Origin of the sequence: Edaphobacter lichenicola, assembly GCF_014201315.1 — a bacterium.
Taxonomy (GTDB): Bacteria; Acidobacteriota; Terriglobia; order Terriglobales; family Acidobacteriaceae; genus Edaphobacter; species Edaphobacter lichenicola_B.
The window spans coordinates 1,001,379-1,018,464 of sequence record NZ_JACHDY010000001.1 but is presented as its reverse complement, the minus strand read 5'-3'; the positions used below and the strand labels follow the sequence as shown (position 1 = coordinate 1,018,464).

The window sequence follows — 17,086 nt, the reverse complement described above, 5'->3', positions numbered from 1 at the left end:
TCTCTAACCAGGGCGCGCCTCACGCCAACTTGATCGCGGGCAGTCGAACGAAAGGTAGACTTGATGGCTCTGCTGGCAGGCAAATCACATTCAGCATTGCCGCGTCTCGCTGCCTTTTGTGCTATCGCCTGTCTTATCTTCCTGCGCGGAGGAAACGCCTCCGGCGCCATCACCCCCGGAGGCGTCTGGTTCGACAATCGCGGCCAGCAGATTCAGGCTCACGGCGGCGGCATCCTCAAGGTCGGCGACACCTTCTTCTGGTTTGGAGAAGACCGCTCCCAAGGGCTCGATCCGAATAAGCGATACGTGAGCTGTTACGCGTCGAAGGATCTCGTGCACTGGACCTTCCGCAATCAGGTTCTCAAACTCTCCGATCCTGAAAACTTCGGTGCAGGCTGGCTCATCGAACGTCCCAAGGTCTTCTACAACGCCACGACAAAGAAGTACGTCCTCTACGCCCACATCGACGACGGCACCTACAAAGTCGCCCGCGTAGCCATCGCCATCAGCGACACAGTCGACGGAGACTATCGCTACCTCAAAAGCTTTCGCCCCCTCGGCCTTGAAAGCCGTGACATCGGCCAGTTCATTGATGACGACGGCACAGCCTACCTCATCTTCGAGAGCCGTCCCACCAGAGGCTTCCTGATCGCACGGCTCTCTCCCGACTATCTCGACGTCGAAAAGCAGATGAGCTTCGTTCCCGCCCGCCTCGAAGGCGGCGCCCTGGTTCACTACCAAGGCCTCTACTACGTCATTGGCTCCCATATGAGCGGATGGAGCCCCAACCCCAACGTCTACGCCACAGCCACCAGCCTCGAAGGCCCTTGGACCCAGTTCAAAGACATCGCCCCCCCGGCAGCCAAAACCTTCCACTCGCAATCCTCCACACTCCTGACGATCCCCGGCACCAAAACAACTGCAGTCGTCTTCATGGCCGACCAGTGGAAGCCAGACGATCTATGGGACTCGCGCTATCTCTGGATGCCCCTCCGGATCGGCGAAGGTCAACTCGTGCTCCCCGAGCCCAGACCATGGTCGATCGACATCCAAACCGGCGAAACAAAGTATTAGACCGTTGGTCGGAATCATCATCCTCGCGGGAGCGCCAAGCGAAGCGGTATACAAGTCACGAAGTGGGCGCTCCACGCGCAGTGGGCCCGTCCGGCAGGACAAATCCTTTATGTATAAATATCCGTTACAAATGCATAATCATTAGCATTGACGCGCCTTTCGCGCTCCTCCATGCTTGAACCATGAGTACGCAGCCCATCGATATCACCAACCCGGCAATCCTGGCCACGATTCCTTCCACCTCAGCGACCTTCCTCATGTGTCCCCCCAGGCTCTACGACGTCAACTACGTCATAAACCCCTGGATGGCCGGCAACGTCCACGCCTCCTCGCGCACCCGCGCAGCCGAACAGTGGCAGCGTCTCTACGAAGCCGTCAGCACCATCGCCGACGTCCAGCTCGTCGAACCCCAACCCGGCTCCCCCGACATGGTCTTCACCGCCAACGCCGGCCTCGAGCGCAACGGCACCGTCGCCATCAGCAGCTTCTTCCATCCCGAGCGCCAGGGCGAAGAGCCACACTTCCGCCGCTGGTTCGAACAAGCCGGTTACAAGGTCATGGACACCCCCCGCGCCACGCCCTTTGAAGGCGAAGGCGACGCCCTCTTCTCCACCGACGGCACCCGTCTCTTTGTCGGTTACGGCCCACGCACCGTCCCCTCCAGCCATCAAGCGCTCCGCAAGATCTGGGGCATCGAGGTCACCTCACTCCACCTCATCGACCCGCGCTTCTACCACCTCGACACCTGCTTCGCTCCCCTCGAAGGCGGCTACGTCATGTACTTCCCGGAGGCCTTCGACCGAGCCTCTCTCGACAAGATCGAAGCCTTCTACCCACTCGAAAAAAGAATCATCGTCGCCGAGTCGGATGCCGTCTGCTTCGCCTGCAACGCCATCAACGTCGATCGCACGATCATCCTGAACAACATCAGCAGTGATCTACGCAGCCAACTCGAGTCCCGCGGCTTCGACGTCATCGAAGTCACGCTCACCGAGTTCCTCAAAGCTGGTGGCGCCGCAAAATGCCTGGTCATGAAGTTGAGCCACGCCGCACTTTAGGCTGATAGGTCCTGCCGGACGGGCGCCCTGCGCGGAGAGCGGTCACTTCGTGACGCGTATACCGGTCTCGGCAGGACGAACACCCACAGTCCTCCCGTTGGTCGGCACGAACTTCAGCCTGCGACCAACGGGAGCACCACGCGAAGCGGTATACAAGTCACGAAGTGACCGCTGCCCGCGCAGGGCGCCCGTCCGGCAGGACCTACTCAAACCGCAGATGAACCTCACCCGCGGAAGAAAACTTCACATCTGCAACAGACCCCGAATTAGCCGCAGTCACCCCGGTCCAACTCCCCGTCGTCACCCACTGTCCAGCCTTCAATCCACCAGTCCTCGCAGCGCCCTCGTTCGCCAGCCACGGCAGCAGCCGCATCAAGTCTCCCGAAGTATTCGATCCCGTCCGCTCCACCCTCACCGCACCATCGACCGCGATCACCACATGCTCGGTCTTGAAGTCGATCTTCTTCCACTCCGCCACGGCCGGCCCATACACAAACCCACCATGCATCTGCAGATCGCCGAGCATCGACATCCGCGCCGCCTTCAACGGATCCAGCAGGCCACTCTCAATCACCTCGATAGCCGGATGGCAGCTCGCAATAGCAGCGACGACCTCCTCCCGTGAGTACGGCGTAGCCCGCCCCGGCAGATCCTCGCCCATCAAAAAAGCAATCTCCGACTCCAGTCCGCGATATCTCCGCACCTCGCCAACCACCGCGCCATCCCCCGCCATCCACGCCCGCGGCATCGGCGCAAACAACGGTTCGGCCTCCGCACTCGGAGCCCCGATCTTCCACCCGCCAATCGCGCCATACGCCTCTGCGATATGATCCTGCAGCGCATAAGCCTCAGTCATATCCTTCGGCTGCAAAGCCTCCGGCAGATCCTCGATCGGCACACCCGTCCTACGCGCATCCAGCAGCAGATCCGCAGCCTCAATCAGTTGGCTTTCTCTCTCTCCAGTCATCATGTCGTCCAGTGTCTCCCAACCAGCCCGCTTCTGTCTCGTGGCCAACTGACCTACTTTGCCACCGCATCCTTCCCCAAACTCAACAGATTCGCAAACAGCCGATACGCTCCCGGCACTCCCTCCGGCAGCTCGCGATACAGCGCCAGCGCCACATACACATAAGCGCCCTTACCCGTCTTTGCCACCAGCAGCCCACCCCTCTGCGGATCCTGTCCCGGATCATGCGTCTCCAGCGGAGCGACATACTGCAAGTCCCACGTCTCCATAAAGCCGTGCCCGCGCTCCTCCACCCATCCATCGAAGTCCCGCTCCGTAATCCTGTTCGGCCAGCTCAGCACCGGGCTCTCCGGCACGAGCAGCCGCACCGGCGCCTTCTCGTCCACCACCTTCTCCGCGCTCCCCAGCGAGTATGAGTACGGACCATAGTCAAAGTTCCCCAGGTTATACTGCACAATCACCACGCCGCCGTTCTTCGCATACTGCAGCAGCTGTCCATTCGCCGCGGCCAGCCCAGGATGCGCCGCATAAGCCCTCACCCCCAACACCACCACGTCGTAACCACTCAACCTCCCGCCGGCAATATCTCCCATCGTCAGAGTCGTAGAGTGCACGCCAAGATTCTCAAGCGAAGCCTGCACCTCATCCCCGGTCCCCGGCAGATACCCCACCTTCAACCCCGGAGCCACTTTGACATCCGCCCCGCGCGCCCGATACGTCGCCGGCCGATAAAGATTCGCCGGCAGCAAACCCGCATACCCAACCGTCTTGTACCCCTCGCGATACTCTTTGCCCTCATAACTCGCAACCGCCGTCATCGTATAAGCCGTCTCCGCCATCTTTCCCGGAGTCACCACAAACGGCACATCCACCGAATCCCCATCCTTCCCCAGCGAAAACTCCGCCGTCTCCGGCGCAGCCGTCCACCCAGCAGGCAACTCCAGCTTCACCGTCCCCGTCGCCGCACCCTTCACATTGCTCTTCACCTTCGCCGTCACCATCAGCGTCTTCTCCGTCAGCGGCACCACACCCGCCGAAGGCGATACCGCCACCGAAATAGCCGGAGCCACCACCAGCGGCTCATACACCGTCCCCAGCCCCGTCACCCGATGCAGCGTCTGCACCTCCTGCCCCAGCTTCACCTCCACGCCGTCGTAGTCCAACGTCACCCACGCCGTCAGAGCAGGCAAGGGAAGCGAAGCATTCCGCATCGCCGGATCCGCCACATCGTAGTAAGCCTGTTCAATCCCCGGCCGAGTAAACGGAGGCCGCGTCACCTTCGCATCCTCCGGCAGCTTCACCTGAAACAAATTCTCATGGGCATCATTTTGAATTGTTACGTCAGGCGCATCTTTTCCGTCGGTTGCTATCGGGGTCATCTGATATGTCTGTCCGGAGCTCGAGACAAGCGTCACATCTTTCTCGACGAGCTTCACCTTGCTTCCATTCGCCACCAGCGTCTTCACGCCAAAGCTCTGCCCCGGCACCGCCGTCACAAACGTCTCCGCGCCATCGCTAAACCGCGCGAACGGCCCCGTCTCCGCCTTCCCCGTAACCTGCGCCCGCAGACTAATCCCCAGCGCCTGCACAATCGCATCGTTGAACTGCATCCGTTTCACCCGCAGCTCATGCAGCAGATCGTACTTCTCCCGAGCCGTCAGCCCGCTAGCCTCCACCTTCGCAATCAGCTCATCAGTCGCGCGCAACCCATCCCGCAAAAACGGAGCCGTCTTCTCCGGCGCAGCGATCTTATAAACCCCCACAGCCTGCCCCACCAACCCATCGATCTTAGCCAGATCCTGCTTCAAAAAACTAGTCTCCCCAGGAGCAAGCGAACTCATCCCCACCAGCGAAGTATCCACCCCATCAAAGAATCCCTTCTCCTCCTCACCAGGCTGCGCGCCATCCTGCAGCCGAGCCCCATACCGGTGATACCCCACATCGAACCGCCCCGCCGCCGGTATACCCATCCCGCCATTCTGCGACTTCTGGAGCCCCAGCCCCATCCGGGCAAACTGCAAGTAAGTCATCCCCAGCACCGGGCTATAGTCTCCCTCCGGCACCGTCACATTCGCCTTCGGAGACTCCGTCGTCCACTCCTTCGTCACATAGTTATAGAACCGTGCAGGAGCATACTTTCCCGTCGCATAGTCATACATCCCCTTCGACGTCACCGAAAAAAACGGTACCCTCCCATAGACCTTCAGCGGACTCCACGGCATCAACCCTGCCGCAATCTGATCCGGAAACACCTTCGGATCACCCGCCGCATCGAACACCTCCTGCGCCATCTCGCCCGACACCTGGTGCTGCCCATGTCCATCCGTGATCCCGCCAAGAAACACCGCCGTCACCACCAGCGGCCGATACAGCCTCACCGCCCGCACCGCGTCATACAGCACGCGATCATGCCCCCAGTTCTCGAACGCCTCCTCCTTCGTCTTCGAAAACCCGAAGTCCACCTGCGTCCCCCACATCTGGTCGATCCCCATATATCGCCCCGCCGCCAGCAGCTCCTGTGTCCGCACCAACCCCAGCGCATCATCGAAGTCCGCCGACATCAAGTTCTGCCCACCCTCCCCCCGAGTCAGCGTCAGCATCGCCACATGCGCGCCCTGCCCCCGCGCCTCATACGTCAGCATCCCGCCATCCTCATCATCCGGATGCGCCACAATCATCATCAGACTCGCCCGCGTCCGCAGCTTCACCAAACTCTGCCACAGCGCCGTCGACCCCTCATTGGCCGCGATCCCCCGCACTCCAACCGCCGACCGTACCTGCTCCGCGGCCAGATTCGCTTTATCCTGCCGCGCCGCATCCCGCAGCTCCTGGCAGCTCAAAACCCCGCCCGCCACCACCAGCGCCATCACCGAAACCGCAGCCAGACCCGCAACAACCCGCATGGAAGTCATTGCTTTCTAATCTCTCACACCCACCCACCCCAAATCACGCCAGAAGCTCACGCCAGAAAACCCACCATCCACCGCCCCACCCCAACCGTACTATCACCAGCGCCTGTAACCGCCAGCCCCATTCCGAGTCCAATCTAGTGGCAGTAATCTGTAACCGAGGCAATCAACACCATGCTTATCCGCAAATCGCCCAGCCTCGAAGCCACCATCCGCTCCTCCGAGATCACCCCGCAGCCCGTCTTCGAGCAGCATCAACAAACCCGCCGCCGCTTCCTCACCTCCGCCGCCACCCTCGGCGCCGCCGCCCTCGCCGCCCGCACTATCCCCTCTCTCATCGATCCGCCAACCTCTGTGTTCGCAGCCGAGCAACTCAAAACCATCCCCAGCAAGTACACCCTCGACGACCCCCAAACCCCCCTCGCCAAGGCCTCCACCTACAACAATTTCTACGAGTACGGCACCGACAAGTCCGACCCCTCCCACGAAGCCTACCGCCTCCAAACCCGCCCCTGGCCCATCCAGATCACCGGCATGGTCAAAAAGCCCCAGACCATCAACATCGACGACCTCATCCACTACCGCCCTCTCGAGTCGCGCGTCTATCGCCACCGCTGCGTTGAAGCCTGGTCCATGATCATCCCCTGGGACGGCTACTCCCTCTCCGAGTTCATCAACTTCTGCCAGCCCCTCCCCAGCGCCAAGTACGTTCAGTTCTTCTCCTACAACAATAAGAAGGTCATGCCCGACGAGCCCTCCGGCTACGACTGGCCCTATCGCGAAGGCCTCCGCATGGACGAGGCCATGAACCCCCTCACCCTGCTCACCTTCGGTTGCTACGGCCAGGTGCTGCCCAACCAGAACGGCGCTCCCGTCCGCGTCATCGTCCCCTGGAAGTACGGCTACAAATCCGCCAAGGCCATCGTCCGCTTCCACTTCACCGACAAAGAGCCTGCGACCACCTGGAACGTAGCCGACGGCCGCGAGTACGGCTTCTACTCCAACGTCAATCCCAACTACGACAACGCCCGCTGGTCCCAGGCCCACGAGCGCCGCCTCGACTCCAGCACCTTCCCCCGCAACATCCCCACACAGATGTTCAACGGCTACGGCGACCAGGTAGCCAGCCTCTACGCCGGCATGGACCTGAAGAAGTTCTACTGAGCAACGTAGAAGTGGATCGGCACGAACTTTAGCCTGCGACCAACGGGAGCACCAAGCGAAGCGGTATACAAGTCACGAAGTGACCGCCGCCCGCGCAGGGCGCCCGTCCGGCAGGACACATCCTCAGTCCTTATTCCTGAAGACAGAGTGTTAAGAAGCACGAGCACCCCACTCCCGCACATCATCCATAATCGGAACCACCGCCAGCATCAGCAACACCACCGCCAGCGGCAGAGTCGCAACAAACCCAGCGAGCCGGAATCCAACCGCCCCCACCACGCCGCCGACAAAGAACAATCCGACCAGCGACACCAGCAGCCACAGCTTCTCGAGATCTGCCCGTACTACGGTAAGCCCCTCACTCTCGCCTCGCCGATTCCAATACAAAGCCTTGCCCAATTCAATCCCAATGTCTGTCACCATGCCGGTCACATGCGTCGTTCGTATCTCCGCCTGAGAGATCTTCGTGATAATCGCATTCTGCAGCCCCATCGTGAAACAGAGCAGCGCCACCGTAGCCGGCACCGCAAACCACCCACTATTCGCCAGATGCCCGCCCATCAGCCCGAAGCACAGCAGCAGTGCAGCCTCAAGCATCATCGGCAACGCATACTCGCTATTCAAAGAACGTCTCCGTCCCCAATTCACCAGAATTGCAGTACACGCCGCACCCGCCAGAAACGCCAGCAACGCACTTACTCCCGCCGCCAGCCACCCGAGATCCTGTGCCGCAGTAGCATCTGCCATCGCCGACACAATCCCGGACATGTGCGACGTATACTGCTTCACCGCCACATATCCCCCGGCATTTGCCGCTCCCGCGATAAAAGCGAGGAAGTGCGCAAGCTGCCGGTTGGCCTTCTGGCTGCGTTCGCTTCCCGTCAACTTGCGAAGATAAAGAACTGGCATCGCCACCGCCTTCTTCCATCATCGCAGCTTCTCCCTCACTACAGCGTTCCTCGCATCTCCCGGTCATCCTCGCCCGGGGGCATCAACATGCCCGGCAACTCCAATAACCCGAGCTAAACTAACCCCAGCCCAATGTCCAAGCGCGCCATCATCCTCCTCAAAGTCCTAGTCCACCTCCTCTGCCTCGCCCCCCTCGCCTGGCTCCTGCACTTCTACACCTCCGGCGCCCTCGCCCTCAACGCCGATCCCGTCAACTACATCACCCACTTCACCGGCGACTGGACCCTCTACACCCTCTTCGCCTCCCTCGCCATCACGCCCATCCGCCGCCTCGCCACCAGCCTCGGCTTCCTCATTCGCTTCCGCCGCCTCATCGGCCTCTACGCCTTCTTCTACGCCACCCTCCATCTCGCCACCTACATCTTCCTCTTCTCCGGATACGACATCACCACCGCCCTCACGGGCCTCCACGCCGGACATCCCAGCGCCTTAGTCACCCAGTGGAAGCTCATCTGGCCCGGCATGGTCGAAGACGTCCTCAAGCGCCGCTTCATCCAGGTAGGCCTCTTCGCCTGGCTCCTCCTCCTCGCCCTCGCATGCACCTCGCCAGCCTTCATCATGCGAGCCATGGGCGGCAAAAACTGGCAGCGTCTCCACCGCCTCGTCTACCTCGCAGCCATCGCCGGAGTCGTCCACTATTGGTGGCTTGTTAAAAAAGGCAACAACGCCCCCTGGAAGGTCACCGCAATCCTGACCCTCCTCCTCCTGGCCCGAGTAGCCTACACAGCAATGAAGCGCCTAAAAAAGCCCATCCCCATCCCCGCCCGCCCCAGCTCCGTCTAGCCTCTGCATTGCCGTTGCCCGTTCTTTTGTTGTCATTCCGCAGCGCAGCGAAGGAATCTGCTGTTGTCGTTCGCCACATGGCTACGCTCGAATGAAGTAATGTAATGAATTACAAACCCAGCGAGGAAGATGGGCCCGGATGCGCTACAGGTCGACCGTTTCACGCGAAAGGAGAGCAAAATGGATACCGCGAAAATCACTGGTCGAGATATGAGCTCGGGATTTACTTTGATTGAACTGCTTGTAGTGATCGCGATCATAGCTGTGCTGATTGCGCTTTTGCTTCCGGCCGTCCAAAAGGTACGGAATGCGGCGCGAGACGCTGCTGCGGAAAACGACCTCACTCTAATCGGCAAAGCGGAGATTACGTATCACGCTACGAGTGGCACATACATTGACTCTTTGAGTGCTCTCCCAGGCCTACCTGCAACTATCGCAAGCGGTCAGGCGGACGGGCACAATTTCTCGATCCTTTCTTCCTCGCATACAGCCTTCAAAGCACAGTCCACCCCGACTGTAATTGGTAAGACAGGGGCCAAGACTTGCTCGATCGATCAGACTCTCACCATCACTTGTCCGTAAAGTCGGCTAATAGGACAGGTGTTCTCCTCCAGTCGAAACGGAGTCTCGAAAACGGGGTTATGGGAAACTTTGGTTGCCTTGAGTCTAAACTGCACCAACACCTTTCCAAATCGCCTCGAGATCTTTCCACCCATAAGCCACCACAGGCAGCATCACCCCACCCACGTCCATCTCCTTTGAAGCCACTCGCACCCCACCCGACCGCGAGTAGAACCCACCCGAAGAATTGTCCTCAAGCACCCAGGCCATCATGCTCCTGAACCCTCTAGCCTTCAACGACCCAGCCAGCCTCCCCAAAAGAGCCGTCCCAATCCCCCGCCTCTGCGCCTCCCGCAGCAGATAGATCGCAAACAACTCCGCATCGAACCCCTCCACAGGCTCCCGTATCGCCCCTCCGCTGACGAACCCCACCACCTCCCCCTCCAACTCCGCAACGAACACGTCAACATCGAGCGTCAACCACTCCCGCCACGAGACCTCGCGCTCGGCCTCCTTCAAACTCGCAAGGTAAGCCTCCGGCACAATCCCCGCGTACGTCGTCCTCCAGCTCGCCACATGCACTTGGGCGATCGCACCCGCATCTTTACCCGCCGCCGCTCGAATCTCCACCATGCGCCCACCATACCATCCGACTCTTACCCCGTTGCTAGACGCGGTCTTCTACGTGTCAAGCCCAAAACTCACCAAAACCCGCGCCAATCCTGCAGATTCGCGTGGCGTACCAGTTACCCTCTTCCAGCTATACTTAGTAAAGAAACAAAAAAGCCGATAAGCCCGACCAAATCACTCAGCTAACTCCTTGATAACAAGTATTTTGCGAATAACTAATTTATTTGCAATAGCTTAGAGGCAACCACTGCCTGCAGGTGTAAGAATCAAAAGACTTTACGCCTAAAATACCCCAGAGGGGGGAGGGGGTACCGTCTCCGCTCTCAAACAGCCCAAAACGCAACTTCGAACTCGATGTCAGGTCTAATCAGCCAGAGGCGTCTATGCGAAGGTTCTTACCGATTCTCCTTGCTCTAGCCGTCGCCGCACCCGCGCACCCCCAAGCCAAACCCACGCCCAAACCCGCAAAGTCCAAGCCGGCCAACCCGCCCAAATCCGCCCCTCTCATCTCCCTCACCCAGCAGGAACGGGCCCAGCAACTCCTCAGCCGCTTCACCTTCGGCCCCCGCCCCGGCGACCTCGAAAAAGTAATCGCCCTCACCCCCGAAAAGTGGTTCGAGCAGCAACTCAACCCCGCCGCCATCCCCGACGCCGCCCTCGACCACCGCCTCGCCGACTACACCACCCTCAACCTCCAGCCCGACCAGGCCCTCCAGCTCTTTCCCGACCACTTCACCATCGCCATCACCGCCGAAGGCAAGCGCCCCTACCCCACCGACCCCCTCCTCCTCGCCATGTACCAGGTACAGGTCTACAAGCTCAACAAAGACATCGACAGCAAAAAGACCAACGCCAACGGCCAACTCATCACGCCCCCACCCACCGACGCCGAAGCCGCCGCCCAGAAGAAAACCGACCAGGAGACCGCCGCCCGCATCGCCGGAGAGCTCTTCGCCCTCCCCAAAAATCAGCGAATGGCGATGCTCATCAAGCTCCCCGTCCCCGACCGCATCGCCTTCACCACCTACGTCGCAGCCGGGGGTCCTCTTGAAGCCCAGAAAAATCTCCTCCTGGCCGATTTCAACCCCCGCGAGCGCGAGATCTTCAACGGCATGGCCGCCAACATCGGCGCGCCCCACTACCTCATCGACGAGCTCTCACAAGCCAAGATCCTCCGAGCCATCCTCAGCGAACGCCAGCTGCAGGAGGTCATGTCCGACTTCTGGTTCAACCACTTCAACATCTTCATCGGCAAAGACTCCGACACCTGGTACACCACCAGCTTCGAGCGCGACGCCATCCGCAAACACGCCCTCGGCAAGTTCCGCGACCTCCTCCTCGCCACCGCCCAAACCCCGGCGATGATGATCTACCTCGACAATTGGTTATCGATAGGCCCCGACTCCCAGGCCAACGGAGTCAACCCCGCCAACCCCAACTCCAAGAAGGGCAACCACGGCCTCAACGAGAACTACGGCAGGGAAGTCATGGAGCTCCACACCGTAGGCGTCAACGGCGGCTACACCCAGGCCGACGTCACTGCACTCTCCGCCATCCTCACCGGCTGGACCGTCGATCGCCCCAACCAGGGTGGCCCCTTCCAATACGACTACAAGAAGCACGAGCCCGGCCCAAAACAGTGGCTGCGCCGCACCATCTCCTCAGAGCCTGTCTTACCCAACGCCTCTCCAGCAGCGACGCAAACCGGCATGAAAGAGGGAATCGAAGCTCTCACCATCCTTGCCGCTGACCCGCACACCGCGCACTTCATCAGTTACAAATTAGCCCAGCGCTTCGTAGCCGACGACCCGCCACCCGCCCTCGTCGATCGCATGGCTGCCACCTACCTCGCCACCGACGGAGACATCAAAGCCATCCTCCGCACCCTCGTCCAATCGCCCGAGTTCAACTCCAGGAAGTACTTCCGCAACAAGGTCAAGACTCCGATGGAGTTCGTCGCCTCCGCCTTCCGCACCACCGCCACCGACCCGGTGAACCCCGGCGCACTGGTCAACACCCTCAAGACGATGGGCATGCCCCTCTACTACGCGCTTCCCCCCACCGGCTACTACATCACCGCCGACCAGTGGATGAACTCCACCGCTCTCGTCGATCGCCTCAACTTCGCCTACTCCCTCGCCGGCAACAAGTTCGCAAATCAAAAGTTCGACTCAGCCCACGTCCTCGCACTCGGCCTCATGTCCCAACCCGCCAGCTCACCCGCTCCCGAGATGTCCACCACAGAGCGCTCCAATCGAGCCAAGTTCTCCGAAGCCCTCCTCACCGCCGAGATCCACAACGGCACCACGAACCAACCCCCACCAGATGCAGCCGGCCAGGATATAGCCCTCCACGTCCTCGAAGACACTCTCATCGGCAACGACGTCTCCACCCAGACCAATCAACTCATCCATAAACAAATAACCGAAATTCCCACCACCAACTCCACCGACACCCTCAATCTGCTGACCGCCCTAGTCATGGGCAGCCCCGAGTTCCAACTCCGCTAACCTCCAGGCCATCTAACTCCACATGACACCAATCGACCGCAGGCAATTCGCGACCGGCTTCGTAGCTGCCGGCCTGGCAACCACCAAAACCTTAGCGTCTGCAAGCGAAAGCCCGCTCACTGCAACGCCTGAACAGCTTCACCTCAAGCCCAACGGCTGGATGCCGAACAGCCCATTGCCCGTTCTGCTCTACCGCAACGCTCTCTCATCAACAGCAGACCTCGCCTCTGCCATGGAACGTATCTTCACCGCCAATGGATGGCCGCCACAGTGGCGCAACGGCGTCTACACCTTCCACCACTACCACTCCACCGCACACGAGGTCCTCGGCTTTGCAGCCGGCCACGCCGACCTCGTCCTTGGCGGCGAAGGCGGCGAATCACTCAGCGTACACTCCGGCGACGTCCTCGTTCTCCCCACCGGTACCGGCCACTGTCGCATCTCGGCCTCCAACGACTTCCTCGTGATCGGCGCCTACCCGGAGAACGAACACTGGGACATCTGCCGCACCGCCCCCAGCCCCGAAACACTCGCAAGCATGCGCAAGGTCCGCTTTCCCCACTCCGACCCACTGACCGGCCCCTCCGGTGCCCTCCCAAAACTCTGGATCTGAACTAGACAAACTCAGCCTCTTCGAACTCTAAAGATGCGTCATCTTGACCGGAGACGTGCAGTCTCATCGCACGACGTAGTGGAGAGACCCCCGCATCTCGCCTTCGGTATTTCGTCTTCTGAAATCATTCACGAGCCGCGCAGCTCTAAGGAAATAATCGTTCCTTATTCCAAACTCCGCCACAAACTCCGCCGCTTCGCGTAAACAGAAACCGGTCGTGCAGCCGTCCCTCTCCGTCCTTCCAGAACTCAATCTTCTCCGGCCACAGCACGTACCCTCGCCAGTAATCCGGTCGCGGAATCTCCCCCGGAAACTCCCGCTCTAACTCCTTCACCCGCTCCACCAGCGCCTCCCGCGAAGCCAGCACGCGACTCTGTTCGGAAGCCGCCGCACCAAGCTGACTCAGCCGCGACCGGCTATGAAAGTACTCGTCCGCATCCTCACCCGGCAGCTCGGCCACCGATCCCGAGACACGCACCTGGCGCCGCAGCGATTTCCAGTGGAAGCACATCGACGCCCGCGGATTCTCTGCCAGCTCCGAACCCTTCTGACTCTCCGCATTCGTGTAGAAGCAGAACCCCAGCTCATCCACCCGTTTCAACAACACCATCCGCACACTGGGCACCCCCTCCCGCGTAGCCGTAGCCAGCGCCACCGCATTCGGATCGTTCAACTCGGCAGCCTCTGCATCACTCATCCACAAGCCGAATAACGCAATGGGGTCCACCGCACGTTCCACATCGATCTCACTCATCAAAAACCTCGCTGGAACACAAAAAAACAAAGCTCAACCCGTCAGTCCATCGAACTGCAAGAGCCTTCCTGGTGGAGTCTTCGAATGTGCAGAAACCGAACTAGCTCAGACCCTCGAACAGATCCGTTTGCAACCTGCAGACCTGAGGCTCAGTGGCAGCCGCGAGTGCATAGAACTCCTCAGCTCCATATCGCTCGAAGATCTCCTTCGTCTTCTCCATCAACGGTGCCTGCGACACGTGCCTCCGAAACGCCTCGTTCTTCCGCTCTCGCACGGACCGAATATCCAGAGCCACACTCCACGGCATCATCATCGCCGGTTGTCGGTCACGCATCACAAAGTTCGCCGTCACATAGTAAAGCCGTTGCACCTTATGTGGATCGCCCGCCCCCGGATATCGCTTCGGCTGTCCCGACCAGTGAAACGCCGCGGTTGTCACCATAGAAGCGATCATATGGTCCGGGTGAGTGTTCTGTCCGCCGTCGCCGCCGAAGGTAATCACAACGTCCGGCTTGAATCTTCGCATCCTCACCACCAGCTCTTCGGAGGCTCGCGACAGATCGACAAACTCCAACTGCGCGTCCTGGTAGTTCATCAACTCGTAGTGCGTAACGCCCAGCACCTCACACGAGACGCGAAACTCCTCCCGTCGCATACTCCCCAGCGCCTCTCCATCCGCAGCGTCGCCTCGGTTCGTAGCTGCCTGACCATCCGTCAGGCAAACCACGTACGTCTCGACTCCTCGATCCGCCGCCAACGCCAGCGCCCCACCAAAGGCGTAGCACTCATCGTCAGGATGCGCCGTCACGCACATCAACTTCAAGCCCACTCAGCGCCCTCCAGGCCCGCATCCAGATCAGCGTCCTCAAAGAGAAGTTCTGCTGACATCGCTTCCTCCAGCTCCGCATCAGGATCAACCCCCCGTACCGGCGCGAAGCTTCTCCTGTGTAAAGCACAAGGCCCAATCTCAGCCAACGCCCGCCGATGCTCCGGTGTCCCATACCCCTTGTGCGAAGCCAACCCATATCCCGGATGCACCGCGTCCAGTTCACGCATCAGCGCATCGCGATGCACCTTCGCGATCACCGAAGCCGCAGCAATCGAAAGGCTCAGCGCATCTCCGTAGATCAGCTTCGTCTGCCGGCAAGGATGATCGAGCCGCATAGCATCGATCAGCAGATGATCGGGAACCATCGCCAGCCCTTGAACCGCAGCCAGCATCGCCAGCCGCGTAGCCTGGTAGATATTCACCCGATCGATCGTCTCCGCATCGACCTCCGCCACACAAACCGCAAGCGCCATCCCACGTATCTGCTGATCCAGCGCCTCGCGCTCCTCCCGCGTCATCTGCTTGGAGTCTTTCAGCCCCGCATTCGCCAACTCGTCGAGGCCCTCCGGCAAAATCACCGCCGCAGCCACCACCGGGCCAAACAGCGCCCCACGCCCCACCTCATCGACACCGGCGATTCGCTGAAATCCGTAATACCGCAGAGCCTGCTCCGGTGCATCGCTGCACACCAGCTGCTTCAGCATGCGCTGTTTGGCAGTGGCTGCCGTCACCTTTCGGAGTGTGCGAGTGGAGGGAATCGAGGCCATGTTCTTCACGTTCGAGTGTATAGCCACCACGCAAAACGAAGCCACGACCGAAGTCGTGGCTCAGTGAAAAGCTCAGTGGAAATCAGGGAACCGAATCGTTACTTGGCGGCGCGCTCAACCTCGCGCAGACGAGCAGCCTTGCCACGCAGACCCCGCAGGTAGAACAGCTTCGAGCGGCGAACCTCGTAGGAGCGAACCTTCTCCACCTTGTCGACGACCTTGGAGTTGTACGGGAAGATGCGCTCGACGCCCTGGCCGAAGCTCATCTTGCGAACGGTAAAGGATCCCTGCGCGCCCTTACGGCAGGCAATCACCATGCCCTCAAACGCCTGCAGACGCTCTTTCTCGCCTTCACGAATCTTTACTTGAACTCGAACTGTGTCGCCGGGGGCGAACGCGGGTAAATCGGTCCGCTCGAACTTCGCGGCCAGTTTCTGCATAATCGGATGAATGGACATGACACAACTTTCCTATGTTGGACTCGACCTTTAGTGTACACGAAATCTGCGCAAAATGCCTCTGGAATCATCTTCCTCCGACCAACGGGAGGACCGATCCTCTTCACCCCTCACCAACAAGGTATACAAGTCACGAAGTGACCGTCCTCCGCGCAGGAGGCCCGTCCGGCAGGACACATCTTTAGTCACCGCGAAGCTCCGCCAGAATCTCCCGATCCTCGTCTGTGATCTCGATCCTCTCCAACAAATCCGGACGATTCTCCAGCGTCTTCTTCAGCGCCATCCTCCTCCGCCATCGCCGGATCACCTCATGATTACCCCCCGACAGCGCTTCGGGGATCGTCATCCCCATAAAATCCGCGGGCCGAGTGTAGTGTGGATAGTCCAGCAACCCACCCGACCCATAAGTAGACCGCGGAGGCCCATCCGCCGAATCAGGAAGATCCGCAACCTCATCCGCACCGAAGCTCTCAAATCGCGACGAGTCAGGATTCCCCAGAGCCCCCGGCAGCAGCCGTACCACAGCATCGACGATCACCGCGGCCGCCAGCTCTCCGCCCGACAAAACATAATCGCCAATTGAAATCTCCCGGTCGCAGAGCAGTTCGTTGACGCGCTCGTCCACGCCCTCATATCTCCCGCACAGAATAACCACCCGCTCCGTCGTCGAAAGCTCCTGCGCCAGCGACTGAGTGAACGGCTGCCCCTGCGCCGACAGCAGAATCACCGTCTCTCTGCCTCGATCCCGTTCCCCCTTCGGAGAGAGATTCAACGACTGCACCGCGTCATAGATTGGCTGCGCCTTCAGCACCATCCCTTCGCCCCCACCAAACGGCCGGTCGTCCACCGTTCGATGGCGATCATGCGTGAAGCTGCGCAGATCATGCGTCGCAATCTCTACCAGACCCGTCGTGCGAGCACGCTTCAGAATCCCGTAGTCGAAGGGCCCGGCAAAGAAATCGGGAAAGATCGTAATGATGTCAAAGCGCATGGTCGATGAGTGCGTTACAGCCGCTCGTTTTCTGACTCCCAGATTGCAC

At 60.2% G+C, this 17,086-nt stretch carries 15 protein-coding genes and 1 pseudogene; 7 read left to right on the top strand and 9 right to left on the bottom strand.

Annotated elements, in window-relative coordinates:
- The first annotated feature begins 63 nt into the window (after positions 1-63).
- Positions 64-1,074, top strand: a complete 1,011-nt coding sequence (locus HDF09_RS04245) for a family 43 glycosylhydrolase (RefSeq protein ID WP_183761887.1) — start codon at positions 64-66, stop codon at positions 1,072-1,074.
- 182 nt (positions 1,075-1,256) lie between these two features.
- The gene (locus HDF09_RS04240) at positions 1,257-2,132 is read left to right on the top strand and encodes a dimethylarginine dimethylaminohydrolase family protein (protein WP_183761884.1); all 876 of its coding nucleotides are present in this window, start codon (positions 1,257-1,259) and stop codon (positions 2,130-2,132) included.
- A 202-nt stretch (positions 2,133-2,334) separates the two neighbouring features.
- On the opposite strand, the gene HDF09_RS04235 is transcribed toward HDF09_RS04240, so the two are convergent.
- Together HDF09_RS04235 and HDF09_RS04230 are read right to left on the bottom strand one after the other, a co-directional pair.
- Positions 2,335-3,147 carry a 2-keto-4-pentenoate hydratase gene (locus HDF09_RS04235; protein ID WP_311718630.1) on the bottom strand — a complete coding sequence of 271 codons (813 nt, stop codon included), beginning with the start codon at positions 3,145-3,147 and terminating at the stop codon, positions 2,335-2,337.
- A 5-nt stretch (positions 3,148-3,152) separates the two neighbouring features.
- A complete protein-coding gene (locus HDF09_RS04230; protein WP_183761881.1) occupies positions 3,153-6,011 on the bottom strand; it encodes a PIG-L family deacetylase in 2,859 nt (952 codons plus the stop codon).
- A 171-nt stretch (positions 6,012-6,182) separates the two neighbouring features.
- On the opposite strand from HDF09_RS04230, the gene msrP reads away from it, so the two are divergent.
- A complete protein-coding gene (msrP, locus tag HDF09_RS04225; protein ID WP_183761878.1) occupies positions 6,183-7,172 on the top strand; it encodes a protein-methionine-sulfoxide reductase catalytic subunit MsrP in 990 nt (329 codons plus the stop codon).
- Between the two features lie 174 nt (positions 7,173-7,346).
- Here the strand turns inward: msrP and HDF09_RS04220 are convergent.
- Positions 7,347-8,081 (bottom strand): annotated as a pseudogene (locus tag HDF09_RS04220) (YoaK family protein); the annotation flags it as partial.
- A gap of 132 nt (positions 8,082-8,213) precedes the next feature.
- Here HDF09_RS04220 and HDF09_RS04215 point away from each other — a divergent pair.
- Together HDF09_RS04215 and HDF09_RS20465 are read left to right on the top strand one after the other, a co-directional pair.
- Complete coding sequence (locus HDF09_RS04215; protein ID WP_183761872.1) at positions 8,214-8,924, top strand: protein-methionine-sulfoxide reductase heme-binding subunit MsrQ; 711 nt, start codon at positions 8,214-8,216, stop codon at positions 8,922-8,924.
- 180 nt (positions 8,925-9,104) lie between these two features.
- Positions 9,105-9,506, top strand: coding sequence for a type II secretion system protein (locus tag HDF09_RS20465; protein WP_221269993.1), 402 nt, complete (start codon positions 9,105-9,107; stop codon positions 9,504-9,506).
- A gap of 84 nt (positions 9,507-9,590) precedes the next feature.
- Here HDF09_RS20465 and HDF09_RS04205 read toward each other — a convergent pair whose 3' ends face one another.
- A complete protein-coding gene (locus tag HDF09_RS04205; protein WP_183761869.1) occupies positions 9,591-10,118 on the bottom strand; it encodes a GNAT family N-acetyltransferase in 528 nt (175 codons plus the stop codon).
- A 380-nt stretch (positions 10,119-10,498) separates the two neighbouring features.
- Here HDF09_RS04205 and HDF09_RS04200 point away from each other — a divergent pair, with 380 nt between their 5' ends.
- Together HDF09_RS04200 and HDF09_RS04195 are read left to right on the top strand one after the other, a co-directional pair.
- Positions 10,499-12,625, top strand: coding sequence for a DUF1800 domain-containing protein (locus HDF09_RS04200; RefSeq protein WP_183761866.1), 2,127 nt, complete (start codon positions 10,499-10,501; stop codon positions 12,623-12,625).
- Positions 12,626-12,647: 22 nt separating this feature from the next.
- On the top strand, positions 12,648-13,238 hold the full coding sequence (locus tag HDF09_RS04195) for a cupin (protein WP_183761863.1): 591 nt from the start codon (positions 12,648-12,650) through the stop codon (positions 13,236-13,238).
- Between the two features lie 145 nt (positions 13,239-13,383).
- Here the strand turns inward: HDF09_RS04195 and pdxH are convergent, their stop codons facing one another.
- The 5 genes from pdxH to trmD form a co-directional block, all read right to left on the bottom strand.
- The gene (pdxH, locus tag HDF09_RS04190; protein ID WP_183761860.1) at positions 13,384-13,992 is read right to left on the bottom strand and encodes a pyridoxamine 5'-phosphate oxidase; all 609 of its coding nucleotides are present in this window, start codon (positions 13,990-13,992) and stop codon (positions 13,384-13,386) included.
- Positions 13,993-14,092: 100 nt separating this feature from the next.
- Positions 14,093-14,821, bottom strand: coding sequence for a PIG-L deacetylase family protein (locus HDF09_RS04185; protein ID WP_183761857.1), 729 nt, complete (start codon positions 14,819-14,821; stop codon positions 14,093-14,095).
- A complete protein-coding gene (locus tag HDF09_RS04180) occupies positions 14,812-15,588 on the bottom strand; it encodes a ribonuclease HII (RefSeq protein WP_183761854.1) in 777 nt (258 codons plus the stop codon). Before HDF09_RS04180 ends, HDF09_RS04185 begins: the two co-directional genes overlap by 10 nt.
- A 98-nt stretch (positions 15,589-15,686) precedes the next feature.
- Positions 15,687-16,046: a 50S ribosomal protein L19 gene (rplS, locus tag HDF09_RS04175; RefSeq protein ID WP_218884516.1), complete on the bottom strand. Its 360-nt coding sequence runs from the start codon at positions 16,044-16,046 to the stop codon at positions 15,687-15,689.
- 181 nt (positions 16,047-16,227) lie between these two features.
- Entirely contained in the window at positions 16,228-17,037 is an 810-nt protein-coding gene (gene trmD / locus HDF09_RS04170; protein WP_183761851.1) for a tRNA (guanosine(37)-N1)-methyltransferase TrmD, read from the bottom strand.
- Positions 17,038-17,086: the final 49 nt, after the last annotated feature.

Excerpts from the sequence above, each read along its gene's own strand:
- HDF09_RS04230 (WP_183761881.1), bottom strand. The coding sequence starts at position 6,011 with ATGACTTCCATGCGGGTTGTTGCGGGTCTGGCTGCGGTTTCGGTGATG.
- HDF09_RS04200 (WP_183761866.1), top strand. The coding sequence starts at position 10,499 with ATGCGAAGGTTCTTACCGATTCTCCTTGCTCTAGCCGTCGCCGCACCC.
- HDF09_RS04180 (WP_183761854.1), bottom strand. The coding sequence starts at position 15,588 with ATGGCCTCGATTCCCTCCACTCGCACACTCCGAAAGGTGACGGCAGCC.
- HDF09_RS20465 (WP_221269993.1), top strand. The coding sequence starts at position 9,105 with ATGGATACCGCGAAAATCACTGGTCGAGATATGAGCTCGGGATTTACT.
- HDF09_RS04245 (WP_183761887.1), top strand. The coding sequence starts at position 64 with ATGGCTCTGCTGGCAGGCAAATCACATTCAGCATTGCCGCGTCTCGCT.
- trmD (WP_183761851.1), bottom strand. The coding sequence starts at position 17,037 with ATGCGCTTTGACATCATTACGATCTTTCCCGATTTCTTTGCCGGGCCC.
- pdxH (WP_183761860.1), bottom strand. The coding sequence starts at position 13,992 with ATGAGTGAGATCGATGTGGAACGTGCGGTGGACCCCATTGCGTTATTC.
- HDF09_RS04195 (WP_183761863.1), top strand. The coding sequence starts at position 12,648 with ATGACACCAATCGACCGCAGGCAATTCGCGACCGGCTTCGTAGCTGCC.
- rplS (WP_218884516.1), bottom strand. The coding sequence starts at position 16,046 with ATGTCCATTCATCCGATTATGCAGAAACTGGCCGCGAAGTTCGAGCGG.
- HDF09_RS04240 (WP_183761884.1), top strand. The coding sequence starts at position 1,257 with ATGAGTACGCAGCCCATCGATATCACCAACCCGGCAATCCTGGCCACG.
- msrP (WP_183761878.1), top strand. The coding sequence starts at position 6,183 with ATGCTTATCCGCAAATCGCCCAGCCTCGAAGCCACCATCCGCTCCTCC.
- HDF09_RS04205 (WP_183761869.1), bottom strand. The coding sequence starts at position 10,118 with ATGGTGGAGATTCGAGCGGCGGCGGGTAAAGATGCGGGTGCGATCGCC.
- HDF09_RS04215 (WP_183761872.1), top strand. The coding sequence starts at position 8,214 with ATGTCCAAGCGCGCCATCATCCTCCTCAAAGTCCTAGTCCACCTCCTC.